This is a genomic window from Marinobacter vulgaris, from assembly GCF_003344045.1.
GTDB lineage: Bacteria > Pseudomonadota > Gammaproteobacteria > Pseudomonadales > Oleiphilaceae > Marinobacter > Marinobacter vulgaris.
Window position 1 is genome coordinate 22,130 of the sequence record NZ_QFWX01000009.1, and the last position, 21,737, is coordinate 43,866.

21 protein-coding genes and 1 tRNA gene are annotated in these 21,737 nt (G+C 57.3%); 12 read left to right on the forward strand and 10 right to left on the reverse strand.

Going from position 1 to position 21,737, the window contains the following annotated elements; translation table 11 throughout:
* The first annotated feature begins 7 nt into the window (after nt 1–7).
* Together DIT71_RS16595 and DIT71_RS16600 are read left to right on the forward strand one after the other, a co-directional pair.
* The gene (locus tag DIT71_RS16595; protein ID WP_114614405.1) at nt 8–343 is read left to right on the forward strand and encodes a DUF2782 domain-containing protein; all 336 of its coding nucleotides are present in this window, start codon (nt 8–10) and stop codon (nt 341–343) included.
* A 136-nt stretch (nt 344–479) separates the two neighbouring features.
* Nucleotides 480–902, forward strand: coding sequence for a hypothetical protein (locus DIT71_RS16600; protein ID WP_114614354.1), 423 nt, complete (start codon nt 480–482; stop codon nt 900–902).
* 95 nt (nt 903–997) lie between these two features.
* On the opposite strand, the gene DIT71_RS16605 is transcribed toward DIT71_RS16600, so the two are convergent.
* Nucleotides 998–1,645: a DUF4124 domain-containing protein gene (locus tag DIT71_RS16605; protein WP_199491041.1), complete on the reverse strand. Its 648-nt coding sequence runs from the start codon at nt 1,643–1,645 to the stop codon at nt 998–1,000.
* 83 nt (nt 1,646–1,728) lie between these two features.
* Nucleotides 1,729–2,367, reverse strand: a complete 639-nt coding sequence (pyrE, locus tag DIT71_RS16610; protein ID WP_114614355.1) for an orotate phosphoribosyltransferase — start codon at nt 2,365–2,367, stop codon at nt 1,729–1,731.
* An 81-nt stretch (nt 2,368–2,448) separates the two neighbouring features.
* Here pyrE and DIT71_RS16615 point away from each other — a divergent pair, with 81 nt between their 5' ends.
* Nucleotides 2,449–3,255, forward strand: a complete 807-nt coding sequence (locus DIT71_RS16615; protein ID WP_114614356.1) for an exodeoxyribonuclease III — start codon at nt 2,449–2,451, stop codon at nt 3,253–3,255.
* Between the two features lie 45 nt (nt 3,256–3,300).
* On the opposite strand, the gene rph is transcribed toward DIT71_RS16615, so the two are convergent.
* Nucleotides 3,301–4,017: a ribonuclease PH gene (gene rph / locus DIT71_RS16620; protein WP_114614357.1), complete on the reverse strand. Its 717-nt coding sequence runs from the start codon at nt 4,015–4,017 to the stop codon at nt 3,301–3,303.
* A 162-nt stretch (nt 4,018–4,179) separates the two neighbouring features.
* Between rph and DIT71_RS16625 the strand changes: the two genes are divergently transcribed.
* The 5 genes from DIT71_RS16625 (at nt 4,180) to DIT71_RS16645 (ending at nt 8,914) form a co-directional block, all read left to right on the forward strand.
* Nucleotides 4,180–5,046, forward strand: a complete 867-nt coding sequence (locus DIT71_RS16625) for a YicC/YloC family endoribonuclease (protein WP_114614358.1) — start codon at nt 4,180–4,182, stop codon at nt 5,044–5,046.
* Nucleotides 5,047–5,165: 119 nt separating this feature from the next.
* Complete coding sequence (gene gmk, locus DIT71_RS16630; RefSeq protein ID WP_114614359.1) at nt 5,166–5,798, forward strand: guanylate kinase; 633 nt, start codon at nt 5,166–5,168, stop codon at nt 5,796–5,798.
* Between the two features lie 90 nt (nt 5,799–5,888).
* Complete coding sequence (gene rpoZ, locus DIT71_RS16635) at nt 5,889–6,101, forward strand: DNA-directed RNA polymerase subunit omega (RefSeq protein WP_114614360.1); 213 nt, start codon at nt 5,889–5,891, stop codon at nt 6,099–6,101.
* A gap of 155 nt (nt 6,102–6,256) precedes the next feature.
* The gene (locus DIT71_RS16640) at nt 6,257–8,425 is read left to right on the forward strand and encodes a RelA/SpoT family protein (RefSeq protein ID WP_167507478.1); all 2,169 of its coding nucleotides are present in this window, start codon (nt 6,257–6,259) and stop codon (nt 8,423–8,425) included.
* A 102-nt stretch (nt 8,426–8,527) separates the two neighbouring features.
* On the forward strand, nt 8,528–8,914 hold the full coding sequence (locus tag DIT71_RS16645; RefSeq protein ID WP_114614407.1) for a RidA family protein: 387 nt from the start codon (nt 8,528–8,530) through the stop codon (nt 8,912–8,914).
* A gap of 47 nt (nt 8,915–8,961) precedes the next feature.
* Here the strand turns inward: DIT71_RS16645 and DIT71_RS16650 are convergent, their stop codons facing one another.
* The gene (locus tag DIT71_RS16650) at nt 8,962–9,831 is read right to left on the reverse strand and encodes a sugar nucleotide-binding protein (RefSeq protein ID WP_114614362.1); all 870 of its coding nucleotides are present in this window, start codon (nt 9,829–9,831) and stop codon (nt 8,962–8,964) included.
* A gap of 89 nt (nt 9,832–9,920) precedes the next feature.
* Between DIT71_RS16650 and DIT71_RS16655 the strand changes: the two genes are divergently transcribed.
* The 3 genes from DIT71_RS16655 to DIT71_RS16665 all read left to right on the forward strand — a co-directional run bounded on the left by DIT71_RS16655 (nt 9,921) and on the right by DIT71_RS16665 (nt 14,460).
* On the forward strand, nt 9,921–10,880 hold the full coding sequence (locus DIT71_RS16655) for a hydrogen peroxide-inducible genes activator (RefSeq protein WP_114614363.1): 960 nt from the start codon (nt 9,921–9,923) through the stop codon (nt 10,878–10,880).
* Between the two features lie 8 nt (nt 10,881–10,888).
* Nucleotides 10,889–12,964: an ATP-dependent DNA helicase RecG gene (recG, locus tag DIT71_RS16660; RefSeq protein WP_114614364.1), complete on the forward strand. Its 2,076-nt coding sequence runs from the start codon at nt 10,889–10,891 to the stop codon at nt 12,962–12,964.
* 131 nt (nt 12,965–13,095) lie between these two features.
* The gene (locus DIT71_RS16665; RefSeq protein WP_114614365.1) at nt 13,096–14,460 is read left to right on the forward strand and encodes an aminoacyl-tRNA deacylase and HDOD domain-containing protein; all 1,365 of its coding nucleotides are present in this window, start codon (nt 13,096–13,098) and stop codon (nt 14,458–14,460) included.
* A gap of 314 nt (nt 14,461–14,774) precedes the next feature.
* Here DIT71_RS16665 and DIT71_RS16670 read toward each other — a convergent pair whose 3' ends face one another.
* The 3 genes from DIT71_RS16670 to DIT71_RS16680 form a co-directional block, all read right to left on the reverse strand.
* A complete protein-coding gene (locus DIT71_RS16670) occupies nt 14,775–15,230 on the reverse strand; it encodes a DUF2489 domain-containing protein (protein ID WP_114614366.1) in 456 nt (151 codons plus the stop codon).
* A gap of 20 nt (nt 15,231–15,250) precedes the next feature.
* Entirely contained in the window at nt 15,251–17,545 is a 2,295-nt protein-coding gene (locus tag DIT71_RS16675) for a molybdopterin oxidoreductase family protein (protein WP_114614367.1), read from the reverse strand.
* Between the two features lie 202 nt (nt 17,546–17,747).
* A complete protein-coding gene (locus DIT71_RS16680) occupies nt 17,748–17,987 on the reverse strand; it encodes a TIGR02647 family protein (protein ID WP_114614368.1) in 240 nt (79 codons plus the stop codon).
* Between the two features lie 95 nt (nt 17,988–18,082).
* Between DIT71_RS16680 and DIT71_RS16685 the strand changes: the two genes are divergently transcribed.
* Nucleotides 18,083–18,415 (forward strand): tRNA-binding protein, encoded by a 333-nt coding sequence (locus DIT71_RS16685; RefSeq protein ID WP_114614369.1) that lies wholly within the window; start codon nt 18,083–18,085, stop codon nt 18,413–18,415.
* Between the two features lie 206 nt (nt 18,416–18,621).
* Here DIT71_RS16685 and DIT71_RS18275 read toward each other — a convergent pair whose 3' ends face one another.
* From DIT71_RS18275 to rpoD, 3 genes are all read right to left on the reverse strand, one after another.
* A complete protein-coding gene (locus tag DIT71_RS18275) occupies nt 18,622–19,239 on the reverse strand; it encodes a PEP-CTERM sorting domain-containing protein (RefSeq protein ID WP_114614370.1) in 618 nt (205 codons plus the stop codon).
* A 426-nt stretch (nt 19,240–19,665) separates the two neighbouring features.
* Nucleotides 19,666–19,742, reverse strand: a tRNA-Ile gene (locus DIT71_RS16695).
* 114 nt (nt 19,743–19,856) lie between these two features.
* A complete protein-coding gene (rpoD, locus tag DIT71_RS16700) occupies nt 19,857–21,704 on the reverse strand; it encodes an RNA polymerase sigma factor RpoD (protein WP_114614371.1) in 1,848 nt (615 codons plus the stop codon).
* Nucleotides 21,705–21,737: the final 33 nt, after the last annotated feature.

Below are 21,737 nucleotides of genomic sequence, written 5' to 3' on the forward strand. Positions count from 1 at the left end.
CATGAAAATGAAATGTATCGCCTGCTGGGGTCTTGCGTTAAGTGGCTTGTCGGGGCTTGTGACAGCACAGGATGGCCTGGACGACCGTGATATTGTCCAGACGCCCCAGGCGCCTCTGGTGGTTTCCGACTACCAGCCCTCCGCCGACGGCCCCCAGATTGTTATCCGCCCCGGAGAACAGGAGGTCTTTTATGAATACCGTGTGAACGGTCAGCTGATGGAAATCAAGGTGGTACCCGAAGTAGGGCCAGAGTACTACCTCGTGCCAGCAGAGGGCGGCGGATGGATCCGCGAGAATGAGACCGACATGCTGGTACCAAGCTGGGTTATCTTCAGCTGGTAATTGATTATGCGGTTTAGTATGAACATTCTAATTTTAAACCGTAGTCTTACCCATGTGATCACAAGACGGCACAGATTCCCTGGCCGCGACGATGCAACTTTTCATATTTCGCATCCACAAACTAAGGAGATCCATCATGGGTAAACTCAAGAGCTATCAAGAACAACTTCAGGACATGGTAGAAAAAGGCATCAATGCTGCAGAAGAGCAGCAGAAGAAGCTGGCTTCCAAGCCTTTCGAGTATGCTGAAAAGCTGGAGTCAGGTGCACGCGAATATAGCGTCAAGGACCTGCGTACCCGTTACTACGGTTACAGTGAAAGTCTGTTTGACCAGTTGCGTAACCTGAACAGTCGTGTCGGCAGTTTCGCGGCCGATCTGGTTGCCAAGCTGGAGAAAGAAGCAGCTGAAGGTGCAGATACCGTTGCCGACGCAGCGGACGAAGTGACCAGCGTTGCCCAGTCAACCAAGGCCACTGCCCAGGCCAAGAAGCCGGCTGCACGCAAGACTACTGCACGCAAAAGCACCAGCACTACCAAGAGTGATTCCGCCACTGCCTGATTGGCAAACGGAAAAGCTCAAACAGAAAAGGTCACCCCTGAGGTGACCTTTTTTGTGTCTGTGATTGTGGCTGCGCTCTGTCTCGTGGGCTGCTGTTATTTTTTCGCCTCGTCCGGGTCCAGCGGTATCGTTCGTTTTTCGCCGGTTATCTCCTCAAGCCGTTCAATATCTTCCTCAAACCGGTTCTGCAAAGCCTTGATGTCGGCATTCTGGGCATTGATTTCCCGCTCGATATCCCGAATCTGGGATTCCAGCCGCCTTATTTTCTCAAGAGTCGCTTGCGGAATGTCGCGGCCGGAGCGCTCAAGGTTGGCCGCCCGACTTTGCTCGTTGTCCAGCTGATTGTCGATAACAGAAATATTGCCCCTTTTGAGCTGGTTCAAGCCCTGCAGTTCACGGATCTTCCGGTGCATCGCGCGCACGGCTTCATCCGGATGACTGAAGCGCTCCAGAAGCTTGCGATCAAGCTCCCTTTGCCGTTTTTCCCGGGCCTGTTGACGCTCTTGCGCTTCCCTGGCGGCAATTTCCTCATCGGTCGGTTCGGGGTCGATGGTTTCAATCACGCGACCGTTCTTGCTGAGGATGTCATAGCCCCGCTTGGAGGCTTCCTGGGGGATGGTATTACTGATAACAACCTGGCCATTTTCATCCATGTAACGGTACATCCGGGCTTCCGCAACGGTGGCTATCGTCAGTGTAGCCACAGCAGAGACGGCGATTGAAAACCTGGTCAGGCGGTTCATGATGAAGGACTGGCACTCCACTAAAAACGGATTAGGTCAGCTGGAAGCATAACAAAAGCTGGACGATAAACCATGCCCCGGTTTCAGACACCATACTCATTCCGGTACGCTGCGACTTTTTCAGCATGTCCATCAAATTCCGGCCTGTTCTGAAGGTAGTCAAGCACCTGGTCAAGTGTGATAATGCTGACAACCGGTATGCCGAACTGCTTTTTCACTTCCTGTATTGCGGACAGTTCCCCAGCACCTCGTTCCTGGCGATCGAGAGCGATCAGAACTCCGGCGGCTTCTGCGCCTGCTCCGCGAATAATCTCTATGGATTCCCGGATAGCGGTGCCTGCGGTGATGACGTCGTCAACAATCAATACCTTTCCGCCAAGGGGGGCGCCGACGATATTGCCGCCTTCGCCGTGGTCCTTCTTTTCTTTGCGGTTGAATGCAAAAGGTTTGTTGATGCCATCCGCTGCCAGAGCCATGGCGGTGACCGTTGCCAACGGAATGCCCTTATAGGCAGGGCCGAAAATAATGTCATAATTCAGCTTGCTGCGTTGTAGTGCAGCGGCATAGGCCTTGCTTAGCTCAAGCAGATCCTCACCGGTATTGAACAGCCCCGCATTGAAAAAGTAGGGACTGGTACGGCCGGATTTGAGCGTAAATTCGCCAAAACGAAGAACATTACGGCGGATGGCAAATTCAATAAACTGTTGCTGATAGTCGTGCATGACAGGGCTTCTGGCGGGTGTGGATCTTTAATTAACGCGTAAAACCGGTATCATACACACAAACCGAATCAGGGAACACGTATGCGGGTAGTATCAATCAGCGTCAACGGTCTGGCCCAGGCTGTTGAGAAAGGTTTCTTTGAATGGCTGGCCAGGCAAGATGCTGACGTGGTCTGCGTTCAGGACCACCGCATGCGGGCCTACGAGATCGAGGATTACAACCTGATCCCGGAGGGTTACGAGGCCTATTTCATTGATGGCGAGCGCAATGAGGACGGTGGTGTGGGTATCTACACCCGCCACTTTCCCAAAGCGATCATGTATGGCTTTGCCAATGAGCAGGCAGACCGCGAGGGCCGCTTCATTCAGGCGGATTTCGACAAGGTGTCTGTTGCCAGCGTTCTTTCCCCCTGCGCTTTGGGCCGGGAGGAGGAACTGATTGGTGACGATGACCTGACTGTGCTTGATCACAAAGACGATTTCATGGAAGCCTTTGGCCTGCATATGCAGAAAACCCTGCGCAAGCGCAGGCAGTTCATCTTCTGCGCCAACTTGCAGACCGCCCATCACGTAACCGATGCCAGCCCGCTTTATCACAAGCTGGACTTCTCCGGATTTCTGCCCCACGAAAGGGCATGGCTGGATCGTCTTTTTGATGAAATGGGCTGTATTGACGCGTTCCGTGATATCAACAAGCAGAGCAATCAGTTCACCTGGTGGCCCGAGCAGGCCGAAGGTTCCCGCAGGAACGCCGGTATCCGTGTCGACTACCAGCTGTTGACACCGGGGATCCGCAAGACCGTGCGCGACGGTTGGATTGATGACAGCACCCGCTTCTCCGATCACGCACCGGTGATCATGGATTACGACATAGAGATCGGACAGTAGGTCGGATTAGCCAAAGGCGTAATCCGACAAACCGCTCCCGAAAGCTTAAACTCCCAAAGCCGCCTTCTGTACCTCAAACAACTGGCCAATACCCAGCTTGGCCAGTTTCAACATGCCGTCCAGTTCTTCCTGGGTAAACGGTGCAGCCTCTGCAGTTCCCTGAATCTCGATAAAGCCGCCCTGATCGGTCATGATCACATTCATGTCCGTTTCGGCTTCCGAATCCTCCGGATAATCGAGGTCCAGCACCGGCGAGCCCTTGTAAACCCCGACCGAGAAAGCCGCAACCATCTGCTTAAGCGGCGATTTCTTCAGCCGGCCCTCTTTCACCAGGTGATTCAGTGCGTCAACCAGCGCCACGCAACCCCCGGTGATCGCTGCCGTGCGGGTGCCACCATCGGCCTGAATGACATCGCAATCGATCGTAATGGAGTGCTCACCCAGGGCGCTCAGGTCAACGGCTGCCCGCAGGGAGCGACCGATCAGACGCTGGATTTCCACGGTGCGGCCACCCTGTTTGCCACGGGCCGCTTCCCGGCCCATGCGACTGCCGGTAGAGCGGGGCAGCATGCCATATTCAGCAGTGATCCAGCCCTTGCCTTCGCCGCGCAGGAACGGCGGGACTTTGTTTTCAATGGAGGCGGTGCAGATCACCTTGGTGTCACCAAACTCCACCAGCACGGAACCTTCGGCATGGCGGGTGTAGTGCCGTGTAATGCGAATATCTCGGGATTGTTCCGGCGTTCTTCCGCTCGGTCTCATAATCATTCCTGGTGTCGGTAGTGAGTGTCCGGGTGGTGACCCGGGTTATTTCAACAGTGAAAGACTGCGAAGTATAACACGCCGTTCGAGCCGTCTGTTCGCTGGGCCGGCAGTCACCCTGCTAAACTCAAGGTTCTGCTTCTTTGCAAACGCGGAGTCACCATGATCAGAAGTATGACAGCCTTTGCGCGCCAGGATACCCAGGAAGACTGGGGCACACTCACCTGCGAGATTCGCACGGTCAACCATCGCTACCTGGAGCCGTCGTTCCGATTGCCCGAAGCGCTGCGGGAGCTGGAAAACAGTTTCCGTGAACGGCTACGCAAGCACCTGCGCCGGGGCAAGGTCGATGTGGCCATTCGTATGCAGACAACGGAAACCGCTGCCCAGAGCTTCGAGATAGACGAGGATGTGGCCCGCGCCGTGAACGAGGCGGCGAATCACATCAACAGGATGTTGGATAACCCGGCGCACGTCAGTGCACTGGATGTTCTCAAGTGGCCCGGGGTGCTGGCCTCCACCGAGCAGGACTATGGCCCGGCGCGCCAGGCGGCAGGGGAGTTGTTTGAACGCACGCTGACAGAGCTTGTCACCGTCAGGGAGCGGGAAGGGGAACGTTTGCGCCCGCTGTTCGAAGACCGCCTGGCCACCATGGGCAAGCTGGTCGCCGAGGTGCGGGAGCGCATGCCGGAACTGATTCGCGCCCAGGAGGAGTACCTGAAAAACCGTTTTGAGCAAGCGAAGGTGGAGATCGACCCGGAGCGCATCGCCCAGGAAATGGTGATGCTGGCCCAGAAAAGTGACGTGGCCGAGGAGCTCGACCGGCTGGACGCCCACATCAGCGAAGTGTCGGAAACCCTTCAGGGTGACGAAGCCATCGGCCGGCGGCTGGATTTCCTGATGCAGGAGCTCAATCGCGAGGCCAACACCCTCAGCAGCAAAAGTATCGATGCCCGGGTGACCAGGGCCGCCGTGGATCTGAAAGTGCTCATCGAACAGATGCGCGAGCAGGTGCAGAACCTGGAGTAACACTTGCCGGGTGCGGGCGGCGGGTAAAGGCCGTATAATCCCGCCCTCATTATTACCATGGTGGGCGGGTTTGTCCCGCGCCAGCTGAAAACCAGTCAAGCTCCGGAGTTGTTTGCCTCATGAGCCAGGAATCAGAACAAGGCACGCTGTATGTGATTTCCGCCCCGTCGGGTGCCGGAAAAACCAGCCTGGTGGCGGAAATGCTAAAGCAGGACAGCAAGCTCGGCGTTTCGGTTTCCCATACGACCCGGCCCATGCGTACCGGTGAACAGGATGGTGTGAACTACCATTTTGTCAGCCGCAATGAATTTGAAGCGATGATTGCCCGGGGCGAGTTTCTGGAGCACGCGGATGTTTTCGGGAATTACTACGGTACCTCCCAGGTCTGGGTAAAGCAGGCCCTGGCCAGAGGGCGGGACGTGATCCTGGAGATTGACTGGCAGGGTGCAGCGCAGGTGCGCCACCTGATGCCGGACTGCGTCAGTATTTTTATCGTGCCGCCGTCACCGGAGGCTTTGAGAAAACGCCTGGACGGGCGCGGAACGGACACGTCGGAGGTGGTGGAAAGGCGTCTGAACGAGGCGGCCGACGAGTGCAGCCACGCGGTGGAGTTCGACTACCTGGTGGTCAATGACGACTTCAGTGTCGCGTTGGCAGACCTGCTATCGATCGTGCGCTGCCATCGCCTGCGCATGCCGATGCAACAGGTCAGGCATTCGGGACTGCTGGTCCGGTTGTCCCGGCGCCGCTAGGCAGGGTTTTAACTGTATACAAATTGAACCCGCGAGATTACACTACGCGGTCTGCTGAAATCAGTCATCATTGTTATTGTCGGGGAAGTTATGGCACGAGTTACCGTTGAAGATTGCCTTGAACACGTTGATAACCGCTTCCAGCTGGTTATGTTGGCGACCAAGCGCGCCCGCCAGATCGCCACCAAAGGCTTCGAGCCGCTGGTTGCTCCGGAGAATGACAAGCCAACCGTCATTGCCCTGCGCGAAATCGCCGAAGGCAAGATTTCCCGTGATCTTCTCAAGGAAGATGACGAAGATTAAGGCTTGGGGCGGCATGAAACCGGATTATTTTCCGGCGGGCCGTCGAAAGCATTGAAATCTGTTCCTGCGGTTTTATAGTGTATCTATAAGCATTACCGGAAGAACGTCGGAAGGACCCGAATGCATGCATTCGGGTTTTTTTATCCCTGATATTTATGATTCCCCACGGAGGCGCGGTGTCGGCAGAGGCAACGGTTGATGTGCTGGCCAGTGAACTCAGCACCTATCTGGATACCAATCGCATCAATCAGGTGCGAAGAGCCTACTATTATGCCGAACAGGCCCACGAAGGGCAGATGCGCAAAAGCGGCGACCGCTACATAACCCATCCCCTGGCCGTCGCCCATATCCTTGCTGGCCTGAAGCTGGATCATCAGAGCCTGATGGCGGCAATGCTCCACGATGTTATCGAAGATACCGGTATACCCAAGGATGCACTGGCAGACCAGTTTGGTGAGGATGTGGCAGAGCTGGTGGATGGTGTCAGCAAACTGACCCAGATTGAATTCCGCACCCGCGCCGAAGCACAGGCCGAGAACTTCCAGAAAATGACCCTGGCCATGGCCCGGGATATCCGCGTGATACTGGTTAAGCTTGCAGACCGTCTGCACAACATGCGCACCCTGGGCCCCATGCCCTATGAGAAGCGCCAGCGCATTGCCAATGAAACCCTCGATATCTACGCGCCGATTGCCAACCGCCTGGGCATGCACTCTATCTGTACGGAACTGGAAGACCTGGGTTTTGCCTCGCTGTATCCGATGCGTTCCAAATACATTTCCAAGGCCGTTGCCAAACTGCGGGGCAGCCACCGGGAAATTATTGACGATATCCGCGGCAAGCTGCAGGAAAAACTCGAAGAGCGCAGTCTGCCTGGGCGTATTCTGGGCCGTGAAAAGCACCTGAACAGCATCTACAACAAGATGAAGTTCAAGCAGAAGTCCTTCCATGAAATCATGGATGTCTATGCTTTCCGGATTATCACTGACACCGAGGACGACTGCTATCGCATCCTTGGGGCCGTGCACAGTCTCTATAAGCCGCTGCCGGGCCGCTTCAAGGATTACATTGCCATGCCCAAGGCCAATGGCTACCAGTCCCTGCACACCACCCTGTTCGGCATGCATGTGAACATTGAAATCCAGATCCGTACCGAGGAAATGGAGCACATTGCCAATAATGGTATTGCGGCCCACTGGATGTACAAGAACGAGCCCTCCAGCGTGACAAGCGTCAACCAGAGGCAGGTGGACCGCTGGGTGAAAGGCCTGATGGAAATGCGGGAGCGTGCCGACGATTCCCTCGAGTTCATTGAGCATGTCAAGGTGGATCTGTTCCCGGACGAGATTTACGTGTTCACGCCCAAGGGCAAGATCATGGAGCTGCCCAGTGGGGCCACGCCCGTGGACTTCGCGTATGCCATCCACACGGACATCGGCAACGCCTGTGTGGCCTGCCGTATCAACCGGACGCTGGGCTCGCTGAGCCAGCCCCTGCAGAGCGGCCAAACCGTGGAAATCATTACCGCACCGGGTGCGCGGCCCAACCCGGCCTGGCTCAGTTTCGTGGTTACCGGTAAGGCCCGCAGCAGCATCCGCCACGTGCTCAAGAACCAGAAGCGTGCAGAATCCCTGGATCTGGGTAAAACCCTGCTGAAGAAATCTCTCAAAGGGTTCGGCACCAGTCTGTCCCAGATTGGCGAGCGTCAGATCCAGGCAGTGGTCAGTCACAACCAGGTGAGCAGCTTCGAGGATCTTGTCAGCGATATTGGCCTGGGCAACCGCATGGCGTACCTTGTGGCCCGCCAGTTGGTCAGTGGCAACGCCGAAGACCAGGTCGCGGATCCCGCCTCGGCACCGATCATGGACAAGGCTGATAACACGCCGGTTACCATTCGCGGTACGGAAGGCCTGCTCGTCCGCTTTGCCAACTGTTGCAAACCCATCCCGGGTGACCCGGTGGTCGGCGTCATGGACTCCGGCAAAGGCATGGTCATCCACTCGGATACCTGCTCCAAGTTACCGGAAGATGGCGAGGGCAGGTCGCGCCTGACCCATCTGAAGTGGGCCAAGGACATTGCCAAAGAGTTTTCCGTTGAGCTGCGGGTAGAGCTGGAGCGCCAGCGTGGCGTCATTGCCGAACTGGCCAACGCCGTTGCCATGGCGGATGGCAACATTGAGCGGATTAACGTGGAAGAACAGAACGCCAGGCTGGGCATTGTCAGCCTGGTGGTACACGTGAACGGGCGCCGTCATCTGGCCAGGCTCATGCGGCGAATCAGGAACATTCGTGCCGTTACCCATATCAACCGGGTGAGACACTGAGGCTGCCGCAACCCCGGCGGTCATGGCGCGACGTTTATCGTGTTGACAGGCTGGCCGCCGAAGGGTGACGATTGGCGTTTTGAAACAGAGGGTTCCAAGGTCATGACCAACAAGTCCATCATCCAGACCGAAAGTGCGCCGCAGGCGATCGGCACCTACTCCCAGGCTGTCAAGGCTGGCGACACTGTCTATATTTCCGGGCAGATTCCGCTGGTGCCGGAAACCATGGAAGTAGTGGCAGGAGATTTTGCCGCCAAGACCCGCCAGGTTTTCGAAAACCTGAAGGCGGTGTGTGAGGCCAGCGGCGGCGAACTCAAGGACATCGTCAAAGTGAACATCTACATGACCGACCTGAGTAACTTTGCGACGGTGAACGAGATCATGGCGACCTATTTCCAGGAGCCTTATCCGGCGCGTGCCGCGGTGGGCGTGGCAGCCCTGCCCAAGGGCGTACCGGTGGAGATGGAAGCGGTGATGGTGCTGAGCTGATAGCGGCCTCAGCAAACGAAGAGGCGGCCTCCCGAAGGCCGCCTTTTTTATTTCTGCCGGGCAATCAGTTCCCGGTAACCGGCGCGGAAGTCGGGGTAGCGGAAACGGAACCCGGACTCCAGCAGCCGTTTGTTGCTGCAGCGCTTGCTGCCGGCGCGTCCGCCCTTGCGGGCATCAGGCTGCGGCGGTGCACAAGGGGTCTGCTCCCGCACCCAGGCCACCACGTCGTCCAGCCTGACGGGTTCGCAGTCGCTGGCGAGATAGCATTGTTCCAGCGGTTCATCGTCCAGTGCCCGATTTACCAGGTGGCATGCGGCTGCCACGGCGTCGGCCTCGTGAATCCGGTTGCTGAACGGGGCGGGTGACTCGGGGTCCATGCGGCCATTCACCACCGCCTCCAGAAACTGCTGCCGGGTGGGCCCGTAAATGCCGCTGAAACGTAGGACGGTGGCAGGTTTGCCGCTGTCCAGAGCTGTCTGCTCACCCTCCAGGACCATCTGGCCACTGAACCGGGCGGGTTCGGTCGGACTGGTCTCGTCGACCCAGGAGTCATCATTCTGGGAGTAGACGCTGCTGCTGCTGATGAAGATCAGGCGCTTGAGTGCCTGATCGCCGAGGGCCGCCAAAAGGTTTTCCAGGCCGCGGACATAGGCATTACGGTGGCCCTCTTCATCGTAACTGGAGGGCGTCAGGCAGTAGATCACGATATCGAGATTATCCGGCAGTACCGATTGGACCTGCTCCGGATCCATCAGATCGGCGCCAAGTGGATGAACCCCTGGCGGAATATGATCCGGATTGCGTCGTAAACCGAATACCTCGGCGTGTCGGGAAAGTGTCTCTGCCATTGCGCCGCCAAGTTTGCCGCATCCCGCAACCAGTATGCGTGGCGCCTGCTTGTGTTCAGTGATTGTCATAGGCAATATCAATCCTTATGCTTTAGCTAATAAATTAACAGGGCGCAGCCCGGCGCCCTGAGCTGGACGACTTTTGACCGGAGCCCCCCATGACTCTCACCGAGTTAAGATACGTTGTTACCCTGGCACGTGAAAGGCATTTTGGCCGCGCCGCCGAGCGCTGTCACGTCAGCCAGCCTACCCTGAGTGTGGCAGTCAAGAAGCTGGAAGACGAACTGGGTATTCCCCTGTTCGAGCGCAGCAAAAACAGCATTCGCGTTACCGAAACCGGCAAGCGGATCATTGAGCAGTCGCAGCGGGTTCTGGACCAGGTGGGTGTCATCCGCGATATGGCCCAGGATGGCAAGAACCAGCTCAATGCGCCCCTGAAAGTGGGCGCCATCTATACTATCGGCCCCTATCTGTTCCCGCACCTGTTGCCGGAACTGCGTCGGGGGGCGCCGGACATGCCTCTGTACATCGAGGAGAACTATACCGCCACCCTGCGCCAGAAGCTTCGCCAGTCCGAGCTTGACGCCATTATTATCGCGTTGCCTTTTGAAGAGCCTGAAGTGGTCACCCTGCCGCTCTACGATGAGCCCTTTGTTGTGCTGCTGCCGGGGGGCCATCCGCTGACCCGGCGCGAGAGCCTGACGGCGGAGGAGCTGGCCCAGGAACAGCTACTGCTACTGGGCCCCGGCCACTGTTTCAGGGATCAGGTACTGGAGTCCTGCCCGCCGCTGGTGGATGCGGTCACGCGCAATCCCAACGCCCAGGCGCCGTCACTGGTTACTGAGGGCAGTTCCCTGGAGACCATTCGCCATATGGTCGCCTCGGGTCTGGGTATCACGGTACTGCCCCTGTCTGCCGCCACGGCGATGCAGTATGACGAGAGTATCCTCGCGGTGAGGCCTTTCGCGGCCCCGGTGCCATTTCGCACCGTGGCTCTGGCCTGGCGGGTGACGTTTCCGCGACCGAAGGCGATTGATGTGCTGTCGCTGGCGGCGAGCCAGTGCCGGGTGATAGAGAAAGCGAAGATCGAAACCCCGGCTGCGGCCGCAACCGCCTGAGCCAGACTATGACGTCACTGGATGATATCCCGGTTACCACCCTCAAGGGTGTAGGTAACGCTCTGGCAGAGACGCTGTCGAAACTGGGCATCGGGTCGCTCCAGGACCTGCTTTTCCATCTTCCGCACCGGTACGAGGACCGCACCCGTATCGTTCCCATGGGTAATCTGCGCATCGGCGACGTTGGCGTGGTGGAAGGCGAAGTAATGAAAGCCGACCTGGTCATGGGCCGGCGTCGCAGCCTGCAGGTCACCCTGAAGGATAACAGCGGCTTTCTGGTGATGCGTTTCTTCCACTTCAATGCCGCCCAGAAGAACCAGTTGACGGAGGGAACACGGGTCCGGTGCTTCGGTGAGGTTCGGCCCGGACGTGCCGGTTACGAATTCTATCATCCGGAGTACCAGGTCAACCCTCTGCCGATGCCGGCCCAGGGTGAGGCCACGCTCACACCGGTCTATCCCTTGACGGAGGGCATCCAGCAGCCAAGGGTTCGCAGTTTGTGTCGGCAGGCTCTGGGCTACCTTAAACGTTACCCCATCCGCGAGTGGCTGCCGCCCGAGTTGCTGGCGAACTATCAGCTGCCCGGTATCAGCGATGCAGTGGAGCTGGTGCACTCACCACCCGCCAGTGCGCCGGTGCCGTTGTTAATGGAAGGGCGCCACCCGGCTCAGCAGCGCCTGGTGATGGAAGAGTTGCTGGCGCACCAACTCAGCCTGTTGCAGGTACGGCAGCAGGTCCAGGCCCGGGAAGCCCTGCCGTTGTTGCCCGCAGGAGATCTGCCGCAACGCTTTCTCGACCAGCTTCCATTCCGCCTCACCGGCGCCCAGCGTCAGGTGATGAGTGAAATTCGCCAGGACCTGAGCCAGCCGGTTCCCATGTTGCGGCTGGTGCAGGGGGATGTGGGGTCTGGCAAAACGGTGGTGGCCGCGCTGGCCGCGCTCCAGGCGATCGGTGCCGGCGCCCAGGTGGCGCTGATGGCACCCACTGAAATACTCGCCGAACAGCACTTCCAGAACTTCGTTGGCTGGCTGGAGCCACTGGGCATCCGCCTGGCATGGCTGTCGGGAAAGATCAAGGGCAAAGCGAGGAAACAAGCGCTTGAGGCGGTTGGCAGTGGTGAGGCCTCGATAGTCATTGGCACTCACGCCCTGTTCCAGGAGGACGTTGCCTTCAGCCGCCTGGCGCTGGTCATTGTGGATGAGCAGCATCGCTTCGGGGTGCACCAGCGGCTGGCTCTGCGAGAGAAAGGGGTTGGCGGTGTCATGGCGCCCCACCAGCTGATCATGACAGCTACCCCGATTCCGCGAACCCTGGCCATGAGCGCTTACGCGGACCTTGATACGTCGGTGATCGATGAACTCCCGCCGGGGCGCAAGCCCATCGAAACCATCGCCATCCCCGACAGCAGGCGCGATGACGTGACCGACCGTGTGCGCAAGGCCTGCAAGGAGGGTCGCCAGGCCTACTGGGTATGTACGCTGATCGAGGAATCCGAGGCGCTGCAGTGCCAGGCAGCGGAAGTCACTGCAGAGGAACTCGCCGCACGATTGCCGGATTTGAAAGTGGGCCTTGTCCACGGTCGCCTGAAAGCGGCGGAGAAGGCGGCGGTCATGGAGGAATTCAAGAATGGCGGACTGGACCTTCTGGTCGCCACCACCGTGATCGAGGTGGGTGTCGATGTGCCCAACGCCTCGCTGATTATCATCGAAAACCCGGAGCGTCTGGGCCTGGCCCAGCTGCATCAGTTGCGGGGCCGGGTCGGCCGGGGCGAGGAAGCCAGTTTTTGCGTATTGATGTACCACCCGCCCCTGTCGCTCAATGGCAAGGCACGACTGCAGGCGCTGAGGGACAGCCAGGATGGTTTCGTGATTGCGGAAAAAGATCTGGAAATCCGCGGCCCGGGCGAGGTTCTGGGCACCCGTCAGACCGGCATGATGCAGTTCCGCCTGGCTGACTTCGAGCGGGACAAGGGCTGGATCGAGCCGGTGCGGGAAATGGCGCCGGGGCTGATGAGGCGGCCCGCACTGGTCAATGGTCTGATTCGGCGCTGGCTGGGTGAGCGCATTCGCTACGGCGACGTATAATCAGCGTTCGGATTCGCTTCCGCAGCTGTCACAAACTAGTCTGAAGTCAACGTTGGGCTGTTGTTTGTACCCTATACTGGACGATAACCGGTGTGCCCGCAGAGGTACCGTTAACATTTTTGGAGAGACTTATGGAACTACCGGTCGCAGTCCGGAAGGCACTGGGTGAATCAGCAGCCGGTGTTTCCCTGCGTGAAGTAAGTCAGGCCATGAACGACGAGCTGTTGCGCATGGTCCTGCTCAGTGACGAGCAGGGCAACCTTCAGGTCATTTGTCGCCAGGGGGACCTGCTTGATATCAATGCCCTGAACAAAGAACTCGGCCGGGACCTGCGGGTGATGAAGCGACGGGAGCAGGTCCGCGTGCAGGAGCGCTCCGGCCTTAAGGAACTGCCGGCGCTACCCTCGCTGACGGGATGGCCCACGGTGGTGGACACGCGGGTGGATGAGCAGGCCTCCGTTGCGCTGGTTTCGGGTGAGCGGAGTCTGTGCATGGTCATGCCCGGGGACGAGTTCAGGGCAATGACCGCCGCCGCCGAAAGACGGGCATTATCGGTGGCACCGGACACCATTGAGGTCAACCTGAACAGCCCGGAACAGGACCGGGACCAGCTGCATTCCGCCATTCGGCGATTTACCACCCTGCGCATCCAGCAGCGCCTTGAGGATACCCTGGAGCTGCCTCCGCTGCCCGAAACCGCACAGCGCATCATTCATCTGAGGGTTAACCCCAACGCGGTGATGGGCGACCTGGTGGATGTTGTGGAAAGTGATCCCAGCCTGGCGGCTCAAGTGGTCAGTTGGGCGTCGTCGTCTTTTTACGCCGCGGCAGGGCAGGTGCGATCGGTGCACGACGCGGTGTCACGGATACTGGGGTTTGATCTGGTAATGAACCTGGCCATGGGCCTGTCCCTGGGTCGCGCCCTGAAACAGCCCCAGGACCACCCGGAAGGCTACGTGGATTACTGGCAGCAGGCTATCTGGCAGGCGCAGTCTGCCGGTATTCTCGCCAGCATGATGCCCCGAGGTGAGCGGCCGGTGTTTGGCCTGGCGTATCTGTCCGGGCTGCTGCACAACTTCGGTTACCTGGTTCTGGCCCAGGTTTTTCCGCCGCACTTCAAGCTGGTTTGTCGGGCTCTGGAAGCCAATCCCCATATGGACTCATCCCTGATCGAGCATTATCTGCTGGGGGTGACACGGGAGCAGATTGCGGCGGAGCTGATGCAGAACTGGGGAATGCCGGATGAGGTCTGCATGGCCATTCGCAACCAGAAGAATCCGGATTATGACGGTTCCCATGCGGTTTATGCGAAGCTGTTATGGCTGGGGCGGCAATTGTTGACCCGGCGCGGCGTTGCTCTTGGAGCCGGTGAAGAAGTAACCGCAGAATTTTACGACTCCCTTGGACTGGACCCCCAGAAGGTCGAGGCACAGTTCGATGAGCTCGTCGACAACAAGGACAGCATCATGGCTATGGCCGGGATGATGTCCCAGTAACCGCAAAAAAGCCGGCCCTGAGGCCGGCAAGCTCACCCGCTTGTTGCAGATCAAACCAAACGTGTTCAGGAGAAAACAATCAGAACGTTGCAGGGTCGGTAATGGCGACGTTCTGATTTAAATTTAGCCAATCTTCAGGGAAAGGAAAGCCCGGCGTGTTGGCGTTCGGTAAATAGCCGCCTTTCATGCACGCAGCAGCGAGTGAAGAGATTGATTTGTAAAGCTAATAATGTCGATTGACATCAATTCTGATTACAAAAATTACAAAAACGGTTTCAGGATGTTCAAAAGCCAGCCGGAAGCAGGCCTTGGGCCTAGAACGGATGGTGGCGAATGGCAGTAGCGGCTCGCCGGATGGCATCCGCGTGTGCTTCCTCAACCGCCAGTCTCTCGCGATCCATCTTTTCGACGAACCTGCCGTCGGTTTCCTGACGTGCCCGGTGGGTAGGCATGTGCTGGAGCAGGTCATGAACCTCCTGAAAAACCCGGAACGGCGTCTGTTCCAGCAGCTCAGGAGCTACGTGATCCAGCAGCCCTTTGATGCGCAGGCAGGCTTCAGAATATTCCATCTGATCCGCCTCCACGGCCATCGCCAGAACCCGGATACTTTCGACCATGCTTTCCCGGCGCTCTTTCTGGAAGGCCTGGGTTTTGGCCTCGCGCTTCCTGCTCTCCTGCAGGGTGCGTGACTGGCGAATGATAAACCCCACGAGCAGGGCGATAGCCAGAATGCCGGCAATAATCAGCGTCCATTGTAGCCACAAGGGCATAATATTCTCCGTTCTGAAGTTCAGGCCAGTTTGCGTGGACGCTCGGCGCGCCAGACTTTTACTTTCACTGTCTGTCCGTTAAGTACGGAAGTACCTACCAGTGGATCTGTTTGCTGGTCGCTGATGACATCATTAATGCTGGCCCCGGCGTGAGCAACGGCGACAGACTGGCGGATACCGTCACGATCGTGGCCCCAGCCATGGGGCACAGAGACCACACCTGGCATCATGTCATCGGTGATTTCCACCGGCAGTACAATCTTTCCGACAGTAGAGGCGACTTCGGCGGAATCACCTGCCTGGAGCCCACAGCGGGAGGCATCCTGAGGGTGCATCATCAGGGTACAGCGCTCCTTGCCTTTAACCAACCGCTGGCTGTTATGCATCCAGGAATTATTGCTGCGAACGTGCCGGCGTCCGATCAGCAAAAGACCGTCTGCCGGAGGTGCGGACAGCAGAGCGTGCAGACGCTCCACATCTTCAAGGTAACGACGCGGGGCAAGGTTTACCTTGCCGTCACGGGTAAACAGCCGGCCGGGCATGCAGGGGCGAAGCGGCCCCAGATCCACCCCGTTGGGCAACTGTTTGAGGCTGCTAACAGAGAGCCCCTTGGGCAGATCCTGCCAGTGCCGGTTCAGCGGACTGAGTTTGGCAAGGCCGCGAAGCGGATGCCGCTCGGGGAGAATGTCCATGACCAGATCAATGGCCGGCTGAACCAGTCCGCGAATCCTGCCAATGTCGGCACCATAGGGCCCGGCACGCAGCATCATGTCGAGAATCGGGTCAGGCCCGATCTGCTTGAAGGCGCGCCAGCCCATCTCCGCCCGCGCCGGAAGCCGCCCGCCTTTGCGTTTTTTCTCCAGGCGATGGGCCAGCTCCAGCAGAATCTGCCAGTCGTGGCGGCTGTCCTTGCCGGCGTCGAACAGGGCCGGGCTGTACTTGGCGGTGTTGCGGACGGCGAACATGCTGAAAATCAGGTCGTAGTGGCTGCGCTCCAGGCCCGCCGTTGGCGGCAGGATCACATCCGCGTGGCGTGTGGTTTCATTGAGGTAGTAATCCACTGACACCATGAAATCCAGCCCGCCAAAGGCTTCGTCGAGGCGGCCGCCATTGGGGCTGGACAACACAGGGTTACCGGCCACAGTGACAAATGCACGGATCTGGCCCTCGCCCGGGGTCAATATTTCGTCAGCAATGGTGCTTGAGGGGTATTCGCCACCGAACTCGGGCAACTTCTTGACCCGGCTGAAACGTTTGGCAAAGTGTCCGCGCTGGCCCGCCATGCCGCCGAGGGCGATGAGATCGATCGCCGGCTGGGTGAACATCACGCCACCGGTGCTGTCGAGTTTCCCCGTCAGGATATTCAGCACATAGGCAAGCCAGGTGGCGACGCCACCAAAGGCCTGGGTGCTGGTGCCCATGCGAGTGTAAAGCGCGGCGCGTTGAGTGCTGGCAAGCTGGCGGGCCAGGTTGCGGATGTTCGCGGCCGGCATGCCGGTCTGCTCACTGACGGCTTCCGCGGTGAAGCCCAGGGAAGCCAGCCGCACCAGGTCAACGTCCTTTGTCCATGGCTGCGCATGGCCAAGGTTGACCAGGTTTTCTTCAAACAGGGTGCGCACCATCGCCATCAATAGCAGGGCGTCTGTACCAGGGCGGATGAAATGGAATTCGTCAGCCAGCTTGCCGGTTTCAGTGCGGCGCGGATCCACTACCACCATCCTGCCGCCCCGGCCCCTGAGCGCTTTGAGTCGTCCGCGAAAGTCGGGAACCGTCATCAAGCTGCCATTGGAGGCCATGGGATTGGCGCCGATACAGATGAAAAGGTCGGTGCGGTCGATATCCGGGATGGGAAACAGGATCTGGTGCCCGAACATTTCCAGGCTGGCCAGCATGTGGGGCAGCTGGTCATTGGAGGTGGCGGAAAAGCGGTTCTGGGTACCCAGCGCCCGCAGGAATGGCATGGTCGCCACCAGCGAGCCATGATTGTGGACGTTGGGGTTGCCCAGATAGGCGCCAATGCTGTTGTGCCCGTGCTCCTTGCGCACGCTGTGGAGGCGGTCGGCAACCAGGTCAAAGGCCTCGTCCCACTCCATTTCCTGCCAGCCATCGGCGGTTTTGCGAACCGGTTTGCGCAAGCGTTCAGGATCTTCGTGCAGATCCTGCAGCGCTACGGCCTTGGGGCAGATGTGGCCATGGCTTAACGGGTCGTCCTCGTCCCCCTTGATAGAGACGATATGACCGTCCTTGACCTCGATCGCAACGCCACACATGGCTTCACACAGGTGGCAGGTACGAAAGTGGGTGCCGTTTTCCATGGGTTCTCTCCAAACAGGTTTTTATTGTCTTACTCCGAGTATGGCCAAGCGGGGACTTCAGAGTTGGTTTCAACAGGCAACCAGATTAGCAGGAAATGAATAAGAGGGGAAAACGACTTGGCGGCGGAGTCGAATGTAAAAAAGGCTCCCTGGCAGGGGAGCCTTCAGGATTAGAGTGTGAGAATAAATCCCGCTGGCAATATCAGGCGCTGGTCAGAACGGATAACACTCTTTGTGAATGCTCCAGTGTCTCGCTGCCCAGGCTTGTCAGGTAACCCCCGTCTTTCTGCGTAATCAGCCCCTTGCGATGAAGGCGCTCAGCCGCGGCCACCATCTCCGGCGCTGCCGAATGCTGGTGAACCTTGATGCCTTCCTGTGCGGAAGACAGATCGAACATGGCAAGCAGATTGAGTTCATCAATGTGGTCGGACGAGAAGGGCATAATGCGTTCCTTGTGTTACTTTTAATGGACTTACACTAGTTGTATACGAAGCTGACGCTTTCAGCAAAGAGATTTCGGGATAAGGGAAACAATGCATGATCAGTTGGGAAGACTTTGAGAAAGTAGAGCTGCGAATTGGCACCATCATTGAAGTGAGCGAGTTCCCGGAAGCCCGCAAACCTGCCTACAAGCTGAGAATTGATTTTGGCCCGGAGGTCGGCACCCGCAAATCCAGCGCACAGATCACGGACCTGTATGATCCGGAGAAGCTCTTGGGTAGACAGGTGCTTGCTGTAACCAATTTCCCGCCGAAACAGATAGGTTCGTTTATGTCAGAGTGTCTGGTAACAGGTATAACAACAGATGGAGGCGCGATAACGCTGATGGGCACTGATCATGAGGTCAGTAATGGGCAGAGGCTCATTTAAGAGTTTAAAATTGATTCAGGTGTGTAAAGCCTAGGCTTATACTTTTGTGGTTTACAGAATCATCAACGCACTTGCTGCCAACATGGTAGTATTTTCGGCTGGTCAACTGAGGGGACCGGTCGCTTGATCTCTAGGTTAAAGATCTGTTTTTGAAAACAAAAAATGCCCCGCATGTGCGGGGCCTAATTAAATATTTTGGGCAAAAATTATGAGTTCTCTAGACGGCGCTTCAGCCCCAAGCCGACAAGACCAAGCCCTAATAAAGCGAGGGTTCCCGGCTCCGGAACAGAGACGCTCTCAGTTCTGAAAATATTATAGTGTGATACATCTTTGGCTTCGTCCCCTACGCCCTCAAAAGGCGGGTTGGTAAACGGGCTGGTCCAGTCACCAGAGCTGAAATTTTCATTGAACAAAAAACTGATCAAATTTGTATCAGCGCCATCCTTAAAGGTGATCATGTAGTCGTAAGCGCTAAAGTCAGCGTCTGAAATAATCCAGTTTCCTGTTTGACCGGCGCCTTCATCCAGCTCCTGCTGTTCTGTAAATATCGACGTCCAGTTAGTAATGCCAAAAAATGCAGCTTCATTGACGTTAGTCTCGTTAGCCACATTATTTTGATCGGCAGGGGTAATGTACTGGCATTGACTTACAGCAGTATCGGTTGTTGAGGGACCAGTCACTCTCGATGTTTCATCCGCCGTTAGGCTGGCTGGACATGTCATTAGGGCAGCATTGGCGCTCAGGCTCCACAGGCCGGCGATTCCAATTGCTAACAGTGCGCCTCCGCCTTTCCTGAATTTTCTCACATCAACATTTATCATCATCTCAATTCCTTTTATCTGGAGAAACGTTGTTGAACTTAAGATCCCCCAATTGAATGCCTGCCTAGTACAAATTTAAAAGCGGCCTTGCTTGGAGATGGGTCTATTTGTTGATTGCATTTACTATGCCAAGCTGTAGCTCAGCCAAAGTCTCTTCTAATGTATGCTGACACCAAAACCCTTTTCCCAATTAAAAACAGTTATCTATTTCCCTGGTTAGTGAGATGAAGTGTTAAAAGCTTGCTGTACTTCTGACCGAAGAACACAGCTGATTTTTCAAGATGTAAAAAAAATCGACATCTGGACCAAAAGGATCGCCCGATGGTTTAGAAATGCCAGCGCAAAAGTGGGTCCGTGCAGGTGAGAGTGATTGCGGACATCGCGGAAGTTGAAAATGATAGTGCTAGATATTGAGGCGAATAAAATAAATGGTGGGCCCACCTGGACTCGAACCAGGGACCAAAGGATTATGAGTCCTCTGCTCTAACCAACTGAGCTATAGGCCCTTTTGTCAGCGGATGCTGCTTAAAGGTTTGCTTTTGGGGTGTTGCTTCCGGACGGGAGCAACAAAGCGGGCGCCATTATACCGGTGAGGGGTGGCGCCCGCTACTGTTGTGGTGTTATCCGTTGCCCTGATCGTCGATGAAGCCGCGCAGGTGGTCGGAGCGGGAAGGATGGCGCAGTTTGCGAAGGGCCTTGGCTTCGATCTGGCGGATTCGCTCGCGGGTAACGTCGAACTGTTTGCCCACTTCTTCCAGAGTGTGGTCAGTGTTCATTTCGATCCCGAAGCGCATGCGCAGCACCTTGGACTCGCGCGCGGTCAGGCCAGAGAGAACGGAGCGGGTGGCTTCGCGCAGGCCTTCGGCGGTGGCCGAGTCGACCGGAGACAGGGCCTGGATGTCTTCAATGAAGTCGCCCAGGTGGCTGTCTTCGTCATCACCGATCGGGGTTTCCATGGAGATCGGTTCCTTGGCGATCTTCAATACCTTGCGGATCTTGTCCTCGGGCATCTCCATGCGCTCGCCCAGCTCTTCCGGCGTGGGCTCGCGGCCCATCTCCTGCAGCATCTGGCGGGAGATGCGGTTGAGCTTGTTGATGGTCTCGATCATGTGCACCGGAATACGGATGGTGCGTGCCTGGTCCGCGATGGAGCGGGTGATGGCCTGACGGATCCACCAGGTAGCGTAGGTGGAAAACTTGTAGCCACGACGATACTCGAACTTGTCCACGGCCTTCATCAGGCCGATGTTGCCCTCCTGGATCAGGTCCAGGAACTGCAGGCCGCGGTTGGTGTACTTCTTGGCGATGGAAATAACCAGGCGCAGGTTGGCCTCGACCATTTCTTTCTTGGCGCGGCGCGCCTTGGCTTCACCAATGGAGACCCGGCGGTTGATTTCCTTGATGTCGGAAACGTCCAGGTCCACTTCGTTCTGGATGTTGGCGATACGCTTCTGCAGGCGAACGATTTCGTCAATGCGCTCGGAAACCAGCGGTGCGTGGGGCTTCTTGCTCTTGGCAATCTTCTCTGCCCAGTCGAGGCTGACCTCGTTACCCGGGAAGGATTTGATGAAATCCTTGCGTGGCATTTTGCACTCACGCACGCAGATTTTCATGATGGCACGCTCGTTTTCACGGACCAGATCGTTCGTGGAACGGACAACGTTTACCAGTTCATCAAACGCCTTGTTGCCAAGTTTGAAGGGTGCGAATACCTGGCCGAGCTCGTTCAGGGCTTCCTGGGTTTTCTTGTGGCCACGGCCATATTTGGCCAGGCATGCATCCGCTGCGTCGAGTTTTTCTTTCAACAGCTCGAAACGCAGGCGGGTTTCCTCCGGATCCGGGCCGCTTTCGGTTTCCTCTTCGCTATCGTCGTCATCTTCATCGGATGAATCGTCGGAGCTGCTGCTGGAGGTGTCCGGCGTGTTGTCTTCGTCCATGAATGGCTCGGCGCCGTCCGGGTCGAGAAAACCGGACACGATGTCGCTGAGGCGGCCTTCGTTCTCGATGATGCGATCGTAGGCTTGAATGACGGTGCCGGTGATACCGGGGAAGTGCGCTACAGCAGCCATCACATCGCGGATACCTTCCTCGATGCGCTTGGCAATGACGATTTCCCCTTCGCGGGTCAGCAGTTCCACGGTGCCCATCTCGCGCATGTACATGCGGACAGGGTCAGTGGTGCGACCAGCATCGGATTCAACAGCAGCGAGTGCGGCGGCAGCTTCCGCTGCAGCGGCTTCGTCGGCAGTGGAATCGCCATCGGTCATCAGAAGCGTGTCTGCGTCCGGTGCAACTTCGGACACCTGAATACCCATGTCGTTGATCATGCGAATGATGTCTTCGACCTGGTCCGGATCAGCAATGTCTTCCGGGAGGTGGTCATTTACCTCAGCGTAAGTCAGGTAACCTTGCTCTTTGCCTCGTGCAATGAGATCTTTTAAACGTGATTTCTGCGAATTGCCTGACATAGACACCCTGTGGACTCGCTGGTAAAAGTAAAA